At 70.3% G+C, this 19,268-nt stretch carries 13 protein-coding genes and 1 other RNA gene; all 14 read left to right on the forward strand.

Features of this window, described 5'->3' with window-relative positions; translation table 11 throughout:
- Window positions 1–81: 81 nt before the first annotated feature.
- The 14 genes from ffs to AB4Y74_RS02790 all read left to right on the forward strand — a co-directional run bounded on the left by ffs (window position 82) and on the right by AB4Y74_RS02790 (window position 19,177).
- Window positions 82–178: signal recognition particle sRNA small type (gene ffs / locus AB4Y74_RS02725), an RNA gene on the forward strand.
- 116 nt (window positions 179–294) lie between these two features.
- The gene (locus AB4Y74_RS02730; RefSeq protein ID WP_441797582.1) at window positions 295–1,635 is read left to right on the forward strand and encodes a DUF1254 domain-containing protein; all 1,341 of its coding nucleotides are present in this window, start codon (window positions 295–297) and stop codon (window positions 1,633–1,635) included.
- Between the two features lies 1 nt (window position 1,636).
- Window positions 1,637–3,772, forward strand: a complete 2,136-nt coding sequence (gene pta, locus AB4Y74_RS02735) for a phosphate acetyltransferase (protein WP_441797583.1) — start codon at window positions 1,637–1,639, stop codon at window positions 3,770–3,772.
- Window positions 3,769–4,971 (forward strand): acetate/propionate family kinase, encoded by a 1,203-nt coding sequence (locus AB4Y74_RS02740; protein WP_441797584.1) that lies wholly within the window; start codon window positions 3,769–3,771, stop codon window positions 4,969–4,971. The genes pta and AB4Y74_RS02740 overlap by 4 nt, the downstream gene beginning before the upstream one ends.
- A gap of 13 nt (window positions 4,972–4,984) precedes the next feature.
- Window positions 4,985–6,334 carry an acyl-CoA thioesterase/BAAT N-terminal domain-containing protein gene (locus tag AB4Y74_RS02745; protein ID WP_441797585.1) on the forward strand — a complete coding sequence of 450 codons (1,350 nt, stop codon included), beginning with the start codon at window positions 4,985–4,987 and terminating at the stop codon, window positions 6,332–6,334.
- Entirely contained in the window at window positions 6,331–7,629 is a 1,299-nt protein-coding gene (locus AB4Y74_RS02750) for an acyl-CoA thioesterase/BAAT N-terminal domain-containing protein (protein ID WP_441797586.1), read from the forward strand. The genes AB4Y74_RS02745 and AB4Y74_RS02750 overlap by 4 nt, the downstream gene beginning before the upstream one ends.
- A complete protein-coding gene (locus AB4Y74_RS02755) occupies window positions 7,626–8,882 on the forward strand; it encodes an acyl-CoA thioesterase/BAAT N-terminal domain-containing protein (protein ID WP_441797587.1) in 1,257 nt (418 codons plus the stop codon). Before AB4Y74_RS02750 ends, AB4Y74_RS02755 begins: the two co-directional genes overlap by 4 nt.
- 139 nt (window positions 8,883–9,021) lie before the next feature.
- A complete protein-coding gene (locus tag AB4Y74_RS02760; RefSeq protein WP_441797588.1) occupies window positions 9,022–11,487 on the forward strand; it encodes a DNA polymerase III subunit gamma and tau in 2,466 nt (821 codons plus the stop codon).
- Window positions 11,488–11,490: 3 nt separating this feature from the next.
- The gene (recR, locus tag AB4Y74_RS02765; RefSeq protein ID WP_441797589.1) at window positions 11,491–12,087 is read left to right on the forward strand and encodes a recombination mediator RecR; all 597 of its coding nucleotides are present in this window, start codon (window positions 11,491–11,493) and stop codon (window positions 12,085–12,087) included.
- A gap of 98 nt (window positions 12,088–12,185) precedes the next feature.
- Window positions 12,186–13,472: an aspartate kinase gene (locus tag AB4Y74_RS02770; RefSeq protein ID WP_441797590.1), complete on the forward strand. Its 1,287-nt coding sequence runs from the start codon at window positions 12,186–12,188 to the stop codon at window positions 13,470–13,472.
- A gap of 69 nt (window positions 13,473–13,541) precedes the next feature.
- Entirely contained in the window at window positions 13,542–14,627 is a 1,086-nt protein-coding gene (locus AB4Y74_RS02775; protein WP_441797591.1) for an aspartate-semialdehyde dehydrogenase, read from the forward strand.
- A gap of 85 nt (window positions 14,628–14,712) precedes the next feature.
- Complete coding sequence (locus AB4Y74_RS02780; protein ID WP_441797592.1) at window positions 14,713–16,188, forward strand: malate:quinone oxidoreductase; 1,476 nt, start codon at window positions 14,713–14,715, stop codon at window positions 16,186–16,188.
- A gap of 214 nt (window positions 16,189–16,402) precedes the next feature.
- Window positions 16,403–18,016: an ABC-F family ATP-binding cassette domain-containing protein gene (locus AB4Y74_RS02785; protein ID WP_441797593.1), complete on the forward strand. Its 1,614-nt coding sequence runs from the start codon at window positions 16,403–16,405 to the stop codon at window positions 18,014–18,016.
- Window positions 18,017–18,043: 27 nt separating this feature from the next.
- On the forward strand, window positions 18,044–19,177 hold the full coding sequence (locus AB4Y74_RS02790; protein WP_441797594.1) for an Rv2578c family radical SAM protein: 1,134 nt from the start codon (window positions 18,044–18,046) through the stop codon (window positions 19,175–19,177).
- The last annotated feature ends 91 nt before the right edge of the window (window positions 19,178–19,268 follow it).

The raw sequence follows: 19,268 nt of genomic DNA on the forward strand, positions 1-19,268 counted from the left end.
CGGCCGACGGCTCCCAATATCTTACTGGATCGTCGGAGGCGCTCGCGCACACGCCTCCCACCGGCACCCGCTACACTGGTTTCCGGCTCCCCACGTGGCGCCATCCAGGCCAACTCCCCCAGGGCGGAAACGCAGCAAGGGTAACCGGGCTCTGGCGGGTGCGTGGGGGGTCTTTTCCATGTCCAGCACCAGGTCATCGCGCCCGCGTATATTGTGCCCATCAGTGCCGGGTCTTCTACGCCCTGTAGAATGACTCGTGTCTTCCGTGGAGCGTTGGATGGACGGGGTGCCGCAGTGACCGAGCAGCTGACCGAGCTGGCGACCGAGGCCTACGTCGTGGGCTTCCCCCTGGTGTTCGACCTGGAGCAGGTGGTCCGCTTCACCGAAGAGGGTGTGGGCGGCGTGCCCGCCACCCCCTTTAACGCGTTCGGCCACGCTCGACGGCTCGCGGGCCCGGACGACACGTTCGTCTCGATCAACAACGACACCCTGTACTCCATCGCCCAGGTCGACCTCGGTGTCGGGCCCATCCGCCTGACCGTGCCGGAGGCGGGTGACCGCTATTACGTCCTCCAGTTCGTGGACGCGTGGACCAACAACTTCGCCTATGTCGGCACCCGGGCGACCGGAGGCGCCGCCGGCGAGTTCCTGCTGCTCCCGCCTGACGCCGACATCTCTACCGACACGCAGCCGGATGGGCGCATTCCGACGATCCGGTTCCCGACGCGCGTCGGCACCATCGTCGGCCGCTGGGCCGTTGACGGAGAGGAGGACCTGCCTGCCGTGTTCGCTCTCCAGGATGCGCTCGCGCTCACTCCCGTGCACCAGACGCTGGTCCCGCCGGAGGGTGTCCCCGCCGTGCCGCCCGGCTCCGACGAAGCGCTCGACTTCTTCGAGAAGCTGCGGGTGTGGTCGCAGGCGTTCCCGCCGGCGGCGCGCGACCGGCCGGCGCTCGAGTCGTACGCACCGCTCGGCCTAGTCAGCCCTTACACCGTGGACGAGCAGCCCGAGGGAGTTCGCGATGCGCTCGAGGAGGGGTACGCCCTCGGCAAGGAGGCCCTCGAATCCGCCCTGCGGACCGCGGGAGTGCTCGACGACCACTGGCTGGTCAACCTCCACGTCTTCGACTACAACCTCGACTTCTTCGAGGTGGGTGCCATCGACTCTCCCGCGTGGAAGATGGCCGAGCCGCGCACCCGCTACGCGCTTCGCGCATCCGCCGCTCTGGGCGGCCTGTGGGGCAATCATGCCTACGAGGCGGCGTACATCATGACCTACGAGGACGCTGACGGCGAGCGGCTGACCGGCGACCACGTCTACCGGCTGCGCCTGAGCCCGACGCCGCCGGTCGGCGCGTTCTGGTCGCTGACCATGTACGACCTGCCGAACTACTTCCTGGTCCGCAACCCGATCGAGCGCTACTCGGTGGGGGACAGGACCCGCGGGCTCGTGTACGACGACGACGGAGGACTGACCATCACGATGAGCACCACCCGACCCGCCGACGAGAAGGCGGCCGCGAACTGGCTGCCGACGCCCGAGGGGCCCTTCCGGCCGATCCTGCGGCTCTACGAACCCGGCGACGATGTGCTGGACGGCAGCTACACCATCCCCGCGATCGAGCGGATCGGCTGACGTGGCGCGTTCCATCTACATCACCTCCGCCGAGGGGCACACGGGCAAGTCGACGGTGGCGCTCGGCGTGCTGGAGTCGTTACGGCACTCCGTCGGTCGCGTCGGCGTCTTCCGCCCGATCGCCCGGTCGACCGACGAGCGCGACTACGTGCTCGAGCTGCTGCTGCAGCGGACGACCGCCGAGCTGACCTACGAGGATGCCCTCGGCGTCACCTACGAGGATGTGCACGCCGACGCGGACGCAGCCCTCGGCGAGATCGTCGAACGCTTCCGCGCGGTGGAGGCGCGGTGCGACACCGTCGTGATCCTCGGGTCCGACTTCACGGACGTCGGCAGTCCGACCGAGCTCGCCTACAACGCCCGGATCGCCGCCAACCTGGGTGCTCCCGTCCTGCTCGTGCTCGGTGGGCGGGTCGGTCAGGGTTTCGGCGAGCGCCTCGGGCAGGCCGACCCGCGGTCGCCGGAGGAGCTGCGTCAGCTCGCCGAGCTGGCGGTCGCCGAGCTGCGTGCTGAGCATGCCGGGCTCCTCGCCGTCATCGCGAACCGCGCCGACGAGGCGCGGCTGGACGAGATCATCGCCGCTGTGGGTTCGGCTGTCGGTGCCGCGGCCGTCGCGGCGGGCAGCAGCGACCGCCAGCCCGTGTGGGCGATCCCGGAGGACCCGTTCCTGGTCGCGCCGAGCATCCGCTCGATCATGGAGCAGACCGGGGCGACTCTGCTTGCCGGTGAGGAGGCGCTGCTGGCGAGGGAGGCGCTGGGTGTCGTCGTCGCCGGCATGTCGATGAACAACGTCCTGCCGCGGCTCGTCGACGGTGCTGTGGTGGTCGTGCCCGGCGACCGCACCGAGGTTCTGCTCGCCGTTTTGATGGCCAACGCGTCGGGGACGTTTCCCTCGATCGCGGGCATCGTCCTGAACGGCGGCTTCGACCTGCCCGAGCCGATCGAGCGGCTGCTCGCCGGGCTCCGCTCCCCGCTGCCGATCGTGCGGACCGGCCTCGACACCTACGAGACGGTGGTCCGGATCACCCACGCGCGCGGTCGGCTGGCGGCGGACTCGCAGCGCAAGTACGACACCGCGCTGGCCCTGTTCGAGCGACACGTGGATGCGGCGGCGCTGCTCGCCCGCCTCGACGTGACCCGCCACGACGTCGTCACGCCCTTGATGTTCGAGTACGACCTCATCGAGCGGGCCCGCGCCGCGAAGAAGCACATCGTGCTGCCCGAGGGGGAGGACGACCGCATCCTGCGGGCCGCTCACACCCTGCTCGCGCGCGGTGTGGCCCAGCTGACCATCCTCGGCGAGCCGTTCGAGGTGCGCTCGCGGGCGATCGAGCTGGGACTCGACCTGTCCGGCGCCGAGGTGCTCAGCCCGTTCGACGACGTGCTGCGGCTGCGGTTCGCCGACGAGTACGCCCGGCTGCGCTCGCACAAGGGGATCACGGTCGACCAGGCCGCAGACACCGTCACCGATCCGTCGTACTTCGGAACGATGATGGTGCAGCTCGGACTCGCCGATGGGATGGTGTCGGGCGCCGCCCACACGACCGCCCACACCATCCGCCCGGCGTTCGAGATCATCAAGACGACGCCCGGTGTGTCGGTCGTCTCGAGCGTCTTCCTGATGGCCCTGGCCGACCGGGTGCTCGTCTACGGCGACTGCGCAGTGATCCCGGACCCGACTTCGGAGCAGCTGTCCGACATCGCCATCTCATCGGCCATGACGGCGGAGCAGTTCGGCATCGAACCACGCGTGGCCATGCTGTCGTACTCGACCGGCGACTCGGGTGCGGGGGAGGACGTGGAGAAGGTGCGGACCGCGACCGAGCTGGTGCGACAGCGCGCACCGCAGCTCGCGGTGGCCGGTCCCATCCAATACGACGCGGCAGCGGATGCGGCGGTCGGCGCGGCCAAAATGCCCGGGTCGGAGGTGGCCGGGCGGGCGACCGTGTTCATATTCCCCGACCTCAACACGGGCAACAACACGTACAAGGCGGTGCAGCGCAGCGCCGGCGCCGTGGCGATCGGACCGATCCTCCAGGGCCTGCGGAAGCCGATCAACGACCTGTCCCGCGGGGCGACGGTCGACGACATCGTCAACACCGTGGCCATCACCGCGATCCAGGCGGCCCTCTCATGAGCGCCGTCCTGGTCGTCAACAGCGGCTCCTCGTCGTTCAAGTACCAGCTGATCGACAGCGAGACGGAAGAATCCCTGGCGTCCGGGCTCGTGGAGCGGATCGGCGAGGCGAGCGGGCGCACTTCGCACCGGGGCCCCTCCGGTACGACGGAGCGGACGCTGGATATCCCCGACCACACCGCCGGTTTCCGGGCAATGCTCGACGCCTTCGCCGCCGAGGGTCCCAGCCTCGATGACAACCCGCTGGATGCGGTGGGTCACCGGGTGGTCCACGGCGGCAAGCGCTTCTTCGAGCCCACCATCATCACTCCGCTGGTCGAGATCAACATCGAGGACCTCTCCGACTTGGCGCCGTTGCACAATCCGGCGAACCTGGAGGGCATCCGCGCCGCGAAGAAGGCGTTCCCGGACGTTCCGCACGTCGCCGTGTTCGACACCGCTTTCCACCAGACTCTGGAGCCGGCGGCGTACACCTACGCCATCGACGCCGACCTGGCGGAGCGGCATCGGGTGCGCCGGTACGGCTTCCACGGCACCTCGCACAAGTTCGTCTCCGAGGCGGCGGCGGCGTTCCTCGATCGTCCGCTCGGTGAGCTGAAGCAGATCGTGCTCCACCTGGGCAACGGTGCGTCGGCCTGTGCCGTGGACGGCGGCCGGTCGGTCGACACATCCATGGGCATGACGCCGCTCGAGGGACTGGTGATGGGCACGCGGTCCGGCGACCTCGATCCGGCTGTCCTCATCCACCTCGCCCGGCGCGCCCACCTGACGACCGACCAGCAGGATGAGCTGCTGAATCGCCGGAGCGGCCTGCTCGGGCTCTCCGGCCGAGGCGACATGCGCGATGTCCGGCTTGCCGCCGGCCGCGGCGAGGAGCAGGCGCGACTCGCCCTGGACGTGACGGTCCACCGCCTCAAGCACTACATCGGCGCGTACACGGCGCTGCTGGGCGGCCTCGATGTGCTCACGTTCACCGCCGGGGTGGGCGAGAACGACGCGGCCCTGAGGGCGGAAGTCCTCAGCGGGTTGGAGGTGCTCGGCATCCGGCTCCACGAAGGGCGCAACGCGAGTCCGTCGCGGGAGGCGCGCGTCATCTCCGCGGACGACTCGGCGGTCACGGTCCTCGTCGTGCCGACCAACGAGGAGCTGGAGATCTCTCGGCAGTCGCTGCAGGCTGTCCGTCACACGACCGGGGGCTGACGGGAGCAGGGCCATGCGGCGACGGCGCGGCGACGACGGGCGGCAGAAGATGCCGCCGCGGTCGCTGCGCGCGCGTCTCGCGGCCGTGCTGGCGGCCGTCGCCGCGACCGTGCTCGCCGTATCCGGGCTGGCCGGCTGCAGCGCCGTCGACGGCGGAGCGGGCGCCCGGTTCGTCACTCCGCCGCTGGTCCGCTACAGCGCGGTGCTCTGGCCGGTGCCCCTCCAACTGGTCGGAGCGGAGCCCGGCGCGCAACTGCGACTGACGTCGCGGCTGACGACGGCGCACGGTTCGTGGAGCTCGGCGGCGACGTACACCGTCCCGGCGTCAGGGACGCTCGACCTCGCGAGAGCCCGGCCGCAGCTTGCCCCGTTCACCGAGCCGGATTCGGCGGGACTGTTCTGGTCGCTCCGTGGCCCGCGGCTGTCGGGCTCCGCCGCGGCCCAGCAGTGGATGTTCGACACCACCCGCGTCACGATGACCGCATCCGACGGCGACCGTGTGATCGCCTCCCGCACCTTCCAGCTCGACGGGCTGGCGGCATCCCTGTCCGTCCGCACGCTGTACACGCGCGACCTGCGGCCCGCGATCAACCCGCGGCTGCCACGGCAGACGCATGAGGATGTGGTGCTCGGCACCTTCTTCAGCGCGGCGACCCTCGAGCATCCGCAGACGCCGGCGGTGGTCATGTTCGACGACGCGACCCCCGGGGCGTCAGCCGAGTACACGGCACCGTTGATCGCGCAATTCGGTGCGTCGGTTCTGCGCATCCCGGTGTCACCGAGCGCCGACGGCATCCGCTCGACGAGCATCATCTCGGGTACGACCGTGGACGCCGTGTTCGACTGGCTGGCCGACCGACCGGACATCGTGCACGACCAGATTTACGTGTACGGAACGGGTGCGGCCGAACAGCTGGCGGTGTGGGCGGCGACCCGTGTCCCCGGGCGGGTGCATGGCCTGTTCCTTGCCGCTGGGTCCCCGGCCCTGCTCTGTCTGCCGTCGGCGCGTGTCGCGCCTGCCTTCGAGGACGCCTCCGGATTGCCGTGCCTGCCGAGCGCGCGGTCGGTCGTCCCGGACGCCATCCGGCCGATCGAGGGAATCGAGGGGCCGGTCGTCCTGGCGTGCGGGGAGCAGGACGACGTGCTCCCGAACGCCTGCGACTGGCAGCGGGCGCTCGCCGCGACCCGGAGCCCGCGCGCGGGCGACGCGACAATTTACGCGGGCGGCGCCGCGCACGCCGTGTCGGTGCCTCCCGGACTACCTATTGCGCTTCCAGCCGCGGGCGGTCAGCCGACCGAGAGAGCGCGGGTCGCTTTCTGGGACGCCGTCGGCCGCGCTCTGCTGCGGGCGGTGCTGGGATGAGACGGCCGGGCATTGCCCGCTGGACGGGCGCCGCAGTGGTGGCGCTCCTCGTCGCGCTCCTCGTTCCCGCATGCAGCGCAGGAGCCGACGGCGGCCCGCGGTTCGCCTTCAGCCGGTTCGGCGAGGGCGTGACGCAGCCCGTCGGAGTTCAGCTCGCCGGGCTGGAGCCGGGGCACCCGGTCGTGGTCACGGCTCGAGCCCGCACCGCGTCGGGCTCGCTGTCATCGCGCGCGGTGTACGCGGTTCCTCCGGATGGGCGAGTCCGGCTGTGGTCGCAGGAGCCGCTCACCGCGCCGTTCCCGCGCGCGGACGGGTCCGGGCTGCTGTGGAGTCTGACCGGCCCGTCGCTGAGTCAGGCACAGCTGGAGAGGCAGTGGGTGTTCGGCGGACTCGACATCCGCTTCACCGCCGAGCAGGACGGCCGTCCGGTCGCCTCGGACGAGCTCCGCCGTTCGGCGCTCGCGGCGGGGACGGTGGAGCGGGATGTGCTGGGCAGCGATCTCATCGGCAGCGGCAACCCCGACGCGTCGGCGCTCGGACCGACGGCCCGGGTCGGGCGGCTGGTCACGGCGGTGCCGACACCGGTCGACCTGCGACCCGGGGTGATCGTGGTGGACGGTGACGACGGCGGAGCGGCCGGAGCCTTCGCGGCCCGCATGATCGCGTCGGCCGGGTTCCCCGTGGCCGTGCTCCCCGCGTTCGTTCCGCCCGGGCAGATCCCCGGTTCGGCGGCGCTGTCCGTCGAGACGTTCGACGCGATGCTGACCTGGTTCTCGTCGCTGCCGATCGTCGACGAGGACCGCATCTTCGTCTACGGCACCGGGCGGGCATCGTCGCTCGCGCTGTGGTTCGCGGCGGAGGAACCAGGCCGCATCCACGGCGCCTTCGCCGCCAGCGGCGCGACCGCGCTGCAGTGCACGTCGGCGGCGGGCAGCCCTCTGCTGATCCAGCACGGGAGGGCGCTTCCGTGCGCGAACCCGGAGCGGACCATCGCGGGCACCGACATCCTGCCGCTCCAGCGCATCGAGGGCCCCCTCGTCCTGGCCTGCGGAACGGCCGACCGGCAGCTCCCGACCGCCTGCGACTGGACGCGCGCAGGCGAGCAGGTGCGCGGGGAGCGGGACGGCGACGCGTTCCTGTACGCCGACGGCGCGGGGCACGACATCACGACGCCGCCGCTGCTGCCCATCGGGCTGAGTGATCTGCCCCCGGCGACCGCGCAGTCCACCGAGGACGCTCGCGGGTCCTTCTGGGCGCTCGTTGTGGCCAAGCTGGCAGGAGCGACCCGGCCATGAGGCGGAAGCGCGGAGGACTGGCTGCCCGGTTGGCCGCGGTCGTTGCGGCGCTCGGACTGGCGCTCACGGCGCTGGTCGGCTGCGGGCAGGCGACGACCGGCGCTGCGGGCCCGCGGTTCGTGGTCAACGAAGACCCCAGCGGAGTCTGGGAGCCCATCCACGTGCGTCTCGTCGCGCTGCCGCCCGGGGGACGCGTGACGGTGCGTGCCCGCGCGATGGCCGGCGCCCAGTGGACATCCCAGGCCGTCTACGTCGTGCCGTCCTCGGGCGTCGTCGACCTGGACCGCGAGGCGCCCGTCGAGGCGCCGTTCACCGGGGCGGACGGGATGGGGCTGTTCTGGTCACTGGGCGCCGCCTCCGGTGCCGCGGCCACCTCCCCGGAGCAGTGGGGTGCGGCGAGCATGTTCGTGGAGCTCGACGCCGTGGTCGACGGGCGCCGGGTGGCCGCGCGCCGCATCCACCGGGTCGGACTGCTGTCGGTCGCGCCGTCGCGGGCCGTGTTCGACGACGGCATCACCGGTGACTACTTCGAGCCGTCGACCGGCTCCCGGGCGCCGCGTCCGGCGGTGCTCGTGCTCGACGGGACGGACCCGGGAGCCCCGAGCGGGGTGCTGTCGGCGTCGACCCTGTCGGCGATGGGCTACCCGGCGCTCGCGTTCTCCACCTACGGTTCGGCCGGTGAGGTGAACATGATCCGGACTCTGGAGGGGGAGCGCGTTGTCGCCGCGCTGAACTGGCTGCGCTCTCAGCCGGGAGTCGACGCGCGGCGCATCTTCGTCTTCGGCAGCTCGCGGGGAGCGCAGCTGGCCCTCTGGACTGCGGTCGCCCATCCCGAACTCGTCTACGGCGCGATCGCCCCGGCGGGGACGACCGGGCTGGTGTGCCCCTCGCCGGTGCCCGGGCCGGCGGTGACGGTCGGCGGATCGTGGGTGCCGTGCTTGAGCGGCAACCGCCAGGTCACACGGGCCGCCGTGCTCGACCTGACGCGCATCCGTGGCCCGGTCGTGCTGGGGTGCGCCGGACAGGACGAGCAGCTCGACAACGCGTGCCGGTGGATGGACGAGGCGGCGGCCGTCCGCCCCGCCCGTGGGGGCGACGCATATGTGCGGGCCGTTCAGGCCACGCACCTCTTCTACGTGCCGCCCTACACGCCGCTCTACCTCCCACCGCCGCCCGCAGCCCGGGCGACGGAGGAGGCGCGGGTGTCGCTCTGGTCGGCGATCGCTCGGGCGCTGAACGTCCGCGGACCCTGAGAATCCGGGCGATCGCCGAGGGGTGAGTAGTGGTCGTTATTTGGCGAAAATAGCGACCACAACTCACCCTTCGATCGGTGCAACGCCTGAGGTGTCCGATCCCCACCAGAATGTCGGCGGCGATGAGTACCATGTGTGAGTGGTAACCGCCCTGTATCGCCGCTATCGGCCAGACACCTTCGCCGAGATGATCGGCCAGTCCCAGGTGACGGATCCGTTGATGACGGCGCTGCGCACCAATCGCGTCAACCACGCCTATCTGTTCTCCGGCCCGCGCGGCTGCGGCAAGACCACGTCGGCCCGCATCCTGGCCCGCTGCTTGAACTGCGCCGAAGGCCCGACCGACACCCCGTGCGGAAAATGCGCCAGCTGCATCGAGCTCAGCCGTGACGGTGGAGGCTCGCTCGACGTGGTGGAGATCGACGCCGCCAGCCACAACGGCGTCGACGACGCGCGCGACATCCGCGAGCGGGCCATCTTCGCTCCTGCCCGCGACCGGTACAAGATCTTCATCCTCGACGAGGCCCACATGGTCACGCCGCAGGGCTTCAACGCCCTGCTCAAGATCGTGGAAGAGCCGCCGGAGCACGTGAAGTTCATCTTCGCGACCACGGAGCCCGAGAAGGTGATCGGGACCATCCGCTCCCGCACCCACCACTACCCGTTCCGCCTGGTGCCGCCGGCGCAGATGCTCGCGTACGTGCAGACCCTGTGCGACAGCGAGAGCATGACGGTCGCCCCCGGAGTGCTGCCGCTCGTGGTGCGCGCGGGCGGCGGTTCGCCGCGCGACACTCTCTCCCTGCTCGACCAGCTGATGGCGGGCTCGGAGGGAAGCGCGATCGAATACGAGCGTGCGGTCGCCCTCCTCGGCTACACACATGCGGCGCTGCTCGACGACGTCATCGACGCCATCGCGGCCCGGGATGCAGCGGGCGCGTTCGCGGCGGTCGACCGGGTCGTCCAGACCGGGCAAGACCCGCGGCGCTTCGTCGAAGACCTGCTGGAGCGGCTGCGCGACCTCATCGTCGTCGCGGCGACCAGCGTCGAAGGCGCGGCCGCCGTGCTCCGCGGGGTGCCGCAAGACGAGCTCGACCGGATGGGCGTGCAGGCCATGAAGTTCGGCGCGGCCGAGCTCAGCCGCGCCGCCGACATCGTCAACGCGGCCCTGACCGAAATGACCGGCGCCACCTCACCGCGACTCCACCTCGAACTGATGATCGCCCGCGTGCTGGTTCCGTCGAGCGATGAGAGCGAGCGCGGTGCGCTCGCTCGCGTCGAACGGCTGGAGCGCCGGGTCGGCGTCAGCGACGCAGTCGCGGCGGAGCCCGAGCGCCGTGTGGAGCGGGTGGCGGCTCCGGCTGCACGCGTCGCGCCTGCTGCTGCGCCTGCGGCCGCGCCGGGGGCTGCCGTTGCTTCACCGGCTGTTTCTGCGACTGCCGCGACTCCGGAACAGTCCGCGTCCGCGTCGTCGGCGCCTGCATCGACCCCGGCGGCGACCGAGCCGGCCGAGGCCGCGGGTGCGCCGTCCGCCGACTCACCGTCGGCCACCTCAGCCACCTCAGCCACCTCAGCTTCCGCGGCCGCCCCCGCCGCCGCCGCTGAGATCGGTGCCGTCACCACCCAGCAGGTCAAGGATTCGTGGCCGCAGATCCTGGAGGCGGTCCAGCGCGCCAAGCGCAGCGCGTGGATGGTCGTCTTCACCGCCCAGGTCCGCTCGCTCAACGGCGACGTGCTGACGCTGTCGTTCCCGAGCGACAACGACGTGCAGAGCTTCCGTCAGCCGGACGCGGCCGGCGCCCCCGGCGTCAGCGAGTACCTCCGCCAGGCGATCGTCGAGATCCTCGGCATCCGGGTCAAATTCATCGCGCGCGCCGATTCCGCGCCGGGTTCCGGCGGGTCGCCACGACCCTCCGGAGGTGCGCCCACAGCGCCGACGGCCGAGACGTGGCCCGGTGCGGACCCCGCGAGTGCGCCATCGGCGCCCGCTGCTGGCGCGTCCGCGTCGGCCTCGGGCGGTTCCCCTTCGGTTGCTGCACCCGCAGCCCGCGTCACTGATTCTTCGGCTGGCCCCACCGGCGCAGCCAGCACGGTCACCGAGTGGGCGACCGTCGCCATCCCCTCGTCGCCGGCCCTGGCCGACGAGACCGCCTCGGCATCGGTGACGTCGTCTGCTCCTGTCGTGACATTGGAGCGTCCACCAGCGGAGGCGCCCGCGCGGCCGTCTGTCGGCGCAGCGACTCCCGCAACGGACGACCCGCCCTACGACGACGTGCCCCCGCCCGAGATCGAGCCACCCTACGAGCCGCCCGTCCCGGAAGAACCGAGCGGCGACTGGTCCGTATCCCCGTCGGCGGAGACCGCCGGGCCTGCTGCAGACGCCCGACCTGCCTCCCGGTCGTCAGCGACAGAACGGCCGGCGGCGGCACCGGCCGCACCCGACGCTCCCTCGGCCCGCACCGCACGAACGGCGTCGGCCCCAGCCGCAGGCTCCCGCACGCCCACCTTCCAGCAGCCGCAGCGCTACGGCGAGGCGGTGGTGCGCGAGATCCTCGGCGCCACCTTCATCGAGGAGCAGCCCGCGCCTCCGACTCCAGGGATGAGGTAGTCGGTGTACGAAGGCATCGTCCAAGAGCTGATCGATGAGCTCGGGCGGCTCCCGGGCATCGGCCCGAAGTCCGCTCAGCGCATCGCGTTCCACATCCTGCAGACCGAAACGTTCGACGTCACCCACCTGGCGGAGGTACTGCTGGAGGTCCGCGACAAGGTCCGATTCTGCGAGATCTGCGGCAACGTCTCCGAAGAGCCGACCTGCTCGATCTGTCGCGACCCGCGTCGCAACCCTGCGTCCATCTGCGTGGTGGAGGAGGCGAAGGATGTCGTCGCGATCGAGCGCACTCGCGAGTTCCGTGGGCTGTACCACGTGCTCGGCGGTGCCATCAGCCCGATCGACGGCGTCGGGCCGGACGACCTCCGCATCCGGCAGCTGATGCCCCGTCTCGCCGACGGCACCGTGCAGGAGGTCATCATCGCGACCGACCCGAACCTGGAGGGTGAGGCGACCGCCACCTATCTGAGCCGGCTGCTCACCACCCTCGACATCCGGGTCACGCGCCTCGCCTCCGGACTGCCCGTCGGAGGAGACCTCGAGTACGCCGACGAGGTCACCCTCGGTCGCGCGTTCGAGGGCCGCCGCCAGGTCTCCTGACCTCACGCCGCACCCACTCATCCAGTCGCGGACGTCACATGAAGGAACCGCCATATCGCGGCCGGTAGGATGAGAATCCCGTGAGTTCAGGAGTGTCCGTGGCCCTCATCGTCCAGAAGTTCGGCGGTTCGTCCGTCGCGACAGCTGAGAGCATCAAGCGCGTCGCGAAGCGCATCGTCGAGACGCGCAAGGCGGGCAACGAGGTAGTCGTGGCGGTCTCCGCCATGGGCGATACGACCGACGAGCTCCTCGATCTGGCGCACGAGGTCACCCCGATTCCGGCGCCGCGCGAGCTCGACATGCTGCTCACCGCGGGTGAGCGCATCTCCATGGCGCTGCTCGCGATGGCCATCAAGAGCATGGGCTACGACGCCCGCTCCTTCACCGGCAGCCAGGCGGGCATGATCACCGACGCCCAGCACGGCTCCGCCCGCATCGTCGACGTCACGCCGGGCCGCATCCAAGACGCACTCAGCGAGGGCGCCATCGCCATCGTCGCCGGATTCCAGGGCTTCAGCCGCGAATCCCGTGACATCACCACGCTCGGCCGAGGCGGTTCCGACACCACGGCCGTCGCGCTCGCCGCGGCGCTGGGCGCCGAGGTCTGCGAGATCTACACCGATGTCGACGGCGTCTTCACCTCCGACCCGCGCCAGGTGCCACTCGCCCGCAAGATCGACCGCATCACCAGCGAGGAGATGCTCGAGCTCGCCGCCGCCGGCGCGAAGGTCCTGCACATCCGTGCCGTCGAGTACGCGCGTCGCCACAACGTGACGCTGCACGTGCGCTCGTCGTTCTCGAACAAGGAGGGCACGTACGTCCTCAATGAAGCAGCGGCGGCCGAGGCCGCCAAGAAGGATGGAACCGTGGAAGAGCCCATCATCTCCGGCGTCGCCACCGACCTGAGCGAGGCCAAGATCACCGTCGTCGGCGTCCCGGACGTGCCGGGCAAGGCCGCGCAGATCTTCAAGATCGTCGCGAAGGCCAACGCCAACGTCGACATGATCGTGCAGAACGTCTCCGCCGCGGCCACCAGCCTGACCGACATCTCGTTCACCCTCCCCAAGTCCGAAGGGCAGCGCGTGCTCACCGCGCTGACCGCCGAACGCGACGAGGTCGGCTACCAGTCGCTGCAGTACGACGACCAGATCGGCAAGCTCGCCCTGGTCGGCGCCGGGATGCGCACCAACTCCGGCGTCTCGGCCATGCTCTTCGAGGCGCTCTACGACGCGGGCATCAATATCGAGATGATCTCCACCAGCGAGATCCGCATCTCGGTCGTGACCCGCGCCGACACCGTTGCCGAAGCCGCCCGCGTGGTCCACACGGCGTTCGGTCTCGATGGCGATGAGAAAGCCATCGTCTACGCCGGAACCGGCCGCTAGATCTTCCCCGAGGGAATGCGCCTCCCATTCCGGCGGTTCCCCTCATCACACCAACCCGAAGGGGCTGACATGAGCGAGTTCACCGATTTCGACAGCAACGGCGTGCGACTGGCCGTCGTGGGCGCCACCGGCCAGGTCGGCAGCGTCATGCGCCGCCTGCTCGAGGAGCGTTCCTTCCCGGTGAAGAGCATCCGCTTCTTCGCCTCGTCGCGCTCCGCGGGGACGACCCTGCCGTTCAAGGGCCAGGAGATCACGGTCGAGGATGTCGCTACGGCCGACGTCTCCGGAGTCGACATCGCCCTGTTCTCGGCGGGCGCGACCGGCTCCAAGGCGCACGCGCCGCGATTCGCCGAGGCCGGCGCCATCGTCATCGACAACTCCAGCGGCTGGCGCATGGACCCGGATGTCCCGCTGGTCGTCTCCGAGGTCAACCCCGACGCGATCGCCGACGCCCGCAAGGGCATCATCGCGAACCCGAACTGCACGACCATGGCGGCCATGCCCGTCCTGAAGCCGCTGCACGACGAGGCCGGTCTGACCCGTCTCGTGGTGAGCACCTACCAGGCCGTTTCGGGCTCCGGCCTCGCCGGCGCTGAGGAACTCGCGGAGCAGGCCCGCGCCGCCGTCGCGGACGAGCACCTGCTCGACCTCGTGCACGACGGTTCCGCCGTCGCCATGCCCGCGCCCGTCAAGTACCTGCGTCCGATCGCGTTCGACGTCATCCCGCTGGCGGGCTCCATCGTCGACGACGGGCTGAACGAGACCGATGAGGAGAAGAAGCTGCGCAACGAGTCGCGCAAGATCCTCGGCCTCCCCGAGCTCCTGGTCAGCGGCACCTGCGTGCGCGTTCCGGTCTTCACGGGTCACTCGCTCTCGATCAACGCCGAGTTCGCCGACCCGATCAGCGCCGAGCGCGTCGCCGAGCTGCTTGCGGATGCACCCGGCGTCCAGCTCACGGACGTCCCGACCCCGCTGCAGGCCGCGGGAAGCGACCCCAGCTTCGTCGGCCGCATCCGCGCGGACGAGGGGGCCCCGGCGGGTCGCGGCATCGCGCTCTTCGTGAGCAACGACAACCTGCGCAAGGGCGCGGCCCTCAACGCGGTACAGATCGCCGAACTCGTCGCCGAGCGCCTCGCGAACCCGGTCACCGCGTAGGGCATCCCGCGCGATTGTCTCGATATCGAGAGATCCGGGCCGTCCGTGGGGCGGCCCGGACCCCACCGCATCATAGGATTGACGGGTGAGCAATTCTCCCATCGACGTCGTCCTGATCGGCGGCGGCATCATGAGCGCCACGCTGGGGGCCATGATCCAGCGCGTTCAGCCCGACTGGAGCATCCGGATCTACGAGCGCCTGGGCGAAGTGGCCCAGGAGTCGTCGAACCCGTGGAACAACGCAGGCACGGGTCACGCCGCCCTCTGCGAGCTGAACTACATGCCCGAGGCGTCCGACGGCACCGTCGACCCCGCGAAGGCCATCAGCATCAACGAGCAGTTCCAGCTCAGCCGGCAGTTCTGGGCGAGCCTCGTCGCGGCCGGCGATCTGCCGGAGCCCAACACCTTCATCAACTCGACCCCGCACATGACCTTCGTGAAGGGGCGGGACAACGTCCGCTACCTCCGCAAGCGCTATGAGGCGCTCAAGGACGAGCCGCTGTTCGCCGGGATGGAGTACTCGGAAGACCCCGCGGTCATCGGGGAGTGGACGCCGCTGCTCACCAAGAAGCGCAGCACCAAGCAGCGCATCGCCGCGACGCGTCAGACCTCCGGCACCGACGTCGACTTCGGCGCGCTCACCCGCGCGCTCATGGACAACCTGGTCGAGAACGGCGCCGACCTCGCGCTCAACCACAGCGTGCGGAGCATCAAGCGCACAAAGAACGGCCTGTGGCGCCTCAACGTCCGGCATGACGTCGGCCGTACCTCCCACGTCGCGACGGCGCGGTTCGTCTTCGTGGGCGCGGGCGGCGGTGCGCTGCACCTGCTGCAGAAGTCCGGCATCCCGGAGATCAAGGGCTTCGGCGGCTTCCCGATCTCCGGCCAGTTCCTGCGCACCAGCGACCCGAAGATCGTCGCCCAGCACCAGGCCAAGGTCTATGGCAAGGCCGCTGTCGGCGCCCCGCCGATGTCGGTGCCCCACCTGGACACGCGTGTGGTCGACGGTCAGGCGTCGCTGCTGTTCGGTCCCTACGCGGGATTCAGCCCCAAGTTCCTGAAGACCGGCTCGTGGTTCGACCTGCCGGGTTCGGTCCGTCCGGGCAACCTCGGCCCGATGCTCGCCGTCGCTCGGGACAACTTCGACCTCATCAAGTATCTGGTGGGTGAGGTCCTCGCCAACCGTGCCAAGAAGGTCAAGGCGCTTCAGGAGTTCATGCCGACCGCGAAGTCCGAGGACTGGGAACTGATCACCGCCGGTCAGCGCGTCCAGGTGATGAAGAAGGACCCGAAGAAGGGCGGCGTGCTGCAGTTCGGCACCGAGGTCGTCGCTGCGGAGGATGGCTCGATCGCCGGCCTGCTCGGCGCCTCGCCAGGCGCATCCACCGCCGTCCCGATCATGGTCGACCTGCTGAAGCGCTGTTTCCCGGACCGCTTCGCCGGCTGGCTGCCGACGATCAAGGAACTGATCCCGACCGTCGGCACGACGCTCAACGACCGGCCGGACGAGGCGCAGCGCGTGCTCTCCACGACCGCGGAGACGCTCCAGCTGCAGCAGTAGGGCCGCTGGACAAACGCGTGGGCGACCTGTTATCGTCATCCCGCTATGAAGTGAGAACCTCCGAACGTCCCGCGCCTGAGGCGCCGTCGATGTGAGAGAGGACCCATAGGTCACGCGCTGCCCGGTCAGGCACCTGGGCGCTCCAGCGCCGCTCACGACGGAGATCGCCCGGCGGGAACCCGCTCCTTGTGGAGCGCCCGGAAGGACGGTTCCCATGCCAACCATCACACTCACCCCGCTGCGCGCCGACGGCGTCTCGGTGGTCTACGGCGAGCGCCGTGTTCTCACCGATGTGTCCGTGACGGTCGCCCCCGGCCAGCGGTTGGGCCTGATCGGAGAGAACGGGGCGGGCAAGTCGACCCTGCTGCGCGTGCTCTCCGGCGCCGAGATACCGGACGCCGGAGCGCTCACCCGGCCGGCCCGCACCGGCTTCCTCTGGCAGGAGCTGCGGTTCGAGCCCGGCGATACGCTTGCGGCGCTCGTCGAGCACGCCCTCTCCGACGTGCGCGCCATCGAGCGCGAGTTGGAGGACGCGGCGGTCTCACTCGGGTCCGACGACCCCGCCGCTGCGGCGCGCTACGACCTGGCCTTGGCCGCAGCAGAGCGTGCCGAGATCTGGAGCGTGGACGCCCGGCGCGATGAGCTGCTCGCCGGTCTCGGAGTCGGCGACATCCCGCTGGCCCGGCGGCTGAGCGAGGTCTCCGGTGGTCAGCGCAGCAGGTTCGCACTGGCGGCCCTGCTGCTCGGTCGGCCGGACGCGCTGCTGCTCGACGAGCCCACCAACCACCTCGACGACGAAGCAGCGTCCTTCCTGGAGCGACAGCTGAAGGGATGGGCTGGCCCGGTGATCTTCGCCAGCCACGACCGCGCCTTCCTCGACGCTGTGGCGACCGGGCTCCTCGACCTGGACCCGGCGCGATCGGGGACGACGGTCTTCGGCGGCGGCTACAGCGCCTATCTCGCGGAGAAGGCGGCCGAGCGCGAGCGCTGGGAGAAGCAGTTCGCCGACGAGCAGCACGAATTGAAGGAGCTGAAGCATGCGGTCGACGTGACGTCACGATCCATCGCCTGGTCGGGGAAGATCCGCGACAACGACAAGTTCGTGAAGTCCGTCAAGGGGAATGCCCTGGACAAGCAGATCAGCCGCCGCATCCGTAACGCGGAAGGTCGGCTGGAGACGCTGCGCGACTCGCAGGTGCGGAAGCCGCCTGCACCGCTGAGCTTCGCCGGCATCCCGGCCGGGTTCCAGACGTTGGGCGACGGGACCGGACTGCTGGTGCATGCCCGCGATGTCCGCATCCCTGCTCGGCTCGCCGTTGACGAACTCTCGGTCGGTCCGTCATCGCGCATCCTGGTCACGGGAGCGAATGGAGCCGGCAAGTCGACCCTGCTGTCGGTGCTGGCCGGGAGGCTGGAGCCGGATGCGGGATCGGTGCAGCGGCGGCGCGGCCTCCGGGTGGGTCTGCTGGAGCAGGACGTGCGGTTCGCTGATCCTTCGCTGTCCCCTCGTCGGATCTACGAGACGGCCGTGGGCGAAAGGCGGTCGGAGGCCGCGCCGCTCACCTCCCTCGGGCTGATCGCGCCTCGCGACGCTGACCGTCCGGTGGGCGCACTGTCGATCGGGCAGCAGCGGCGGCTCGCCCTGGCGCTGATCGTCGCTCGGCCGCCGCACCTGTTCCTCCTCGACGAACCGACCAACCATCTATCGCTGGCCTTGGCGACCGAGCTGGAGGAGGCGCTCGGGACGTATCCCGGAGCGGTCGTCGTCGCCAGCCACGACCGTTGGCTGCGGTCCGCGTGGACGGGGGAGACGGTGCATCTTGCTTAACCTTCGAACGTATGTTCGAATGGAGCCATGCGTTGGAGTGGTCAGGAGCTGTCGGTCGATGAGCCGTCTGCGCTGCCCGGATTGGCGCGGCTGAACAACCTGGTGCGCTCGGTGCGCACGCCCGACTTCGCCGGCATCACGTTTCACGAGGTGCTGGCGAAGTCTGCGCTCAACCGCATCCCCGGCGGGGGCGGCCCGATGCCATTCGGCTGGACCATCAACCCGTATCGAGGGTGCTCGCATGCCTGCGTCTACTGCTTCGCGCGGCCGACGCACACGTACCTCGACCTCGACTCGGGCAAAGACTTCGACAACGAGATCATCGTCAAGGTGAACGTCGCCGACGTGCTGCGCGCCGAACTGTCGAAGCCGAGCTGGGGGCACCATCCGGTCGCACTCGGAACCAACACCGATCCGTATCAGCGGGCGGAAGGGCGTTACGCGCTGATGCCCGGCATCATCGACGCGCTGGCCGACACGGGTACGCCGTTCAGCATTCTCACCAAGGGATCGCTGCTGCGGCGCGATCTCGACCGGCTCGCTGAGGCGAGCAAGCGGGTGCCGGTCGACCTGGCGATGTCCATCGCGGTGTACGACGACGAACTGCAGCAGCCGGTCGAGCCCGGCACGCCGACGACGAAGGCGCGGCTGGCGACGGTCACGGCGGTCCGCGAGCACGGCCTCGACTGCGGCGTGTTCCTGATGCCGATCCTCCCGTACCTCACCGATACCCGGGCCCACCTCGATGAGGCGCTTCGCCAGGCGAAGGAGGCGGGCGCAACATCGGTGCTGTACTCCGCGCTGCACCTCAAGCCGGGGGTCAAGGAGTGGTTCTATCTCTGGCTCGGCGAGGCGCATCCCGAGCTGCTGCCGAAGTATCGACAGATGTACGGCCGCGGCACCTACGCCCCTCAGGAGTACCGACGCTGGCTGGCCGGGCGCATCAAGCCGCTCATCCGGTCGCACAGACTGGAGCGCGGTGAGGAAGACCCGCTCACCGGGGGAGTGCGGTCCACGGCGCTCGGGATGCTGCGCAACGACGAGGGGGAGCGCCGGACGGTCGGATCGGCGGTGCGGGCCGCCTCGGGTGGGGCGCCGGACGCTGCCTCGGTCGTGAGTGCGTCTCTCACCGGGTTGGGGGTGCAGCCAACGCTGTTCTGAGGAGCACGACACCCCTCCCGCGTGCGAATGTGCGCGGATCGGATACGGCATGCATCGGGGTACGAGCCGGGGTACACAGCAGCCGAAGAGG

The sequence above is a fragment of the Leifsonia sp. RAF41 genome (genome assembly GCF_052114085.1).
GTDB lineage: Bacteria > Actinomycetota > Actinomycetes > Actinomycetales > Microbacteriaceae > Leifsonia.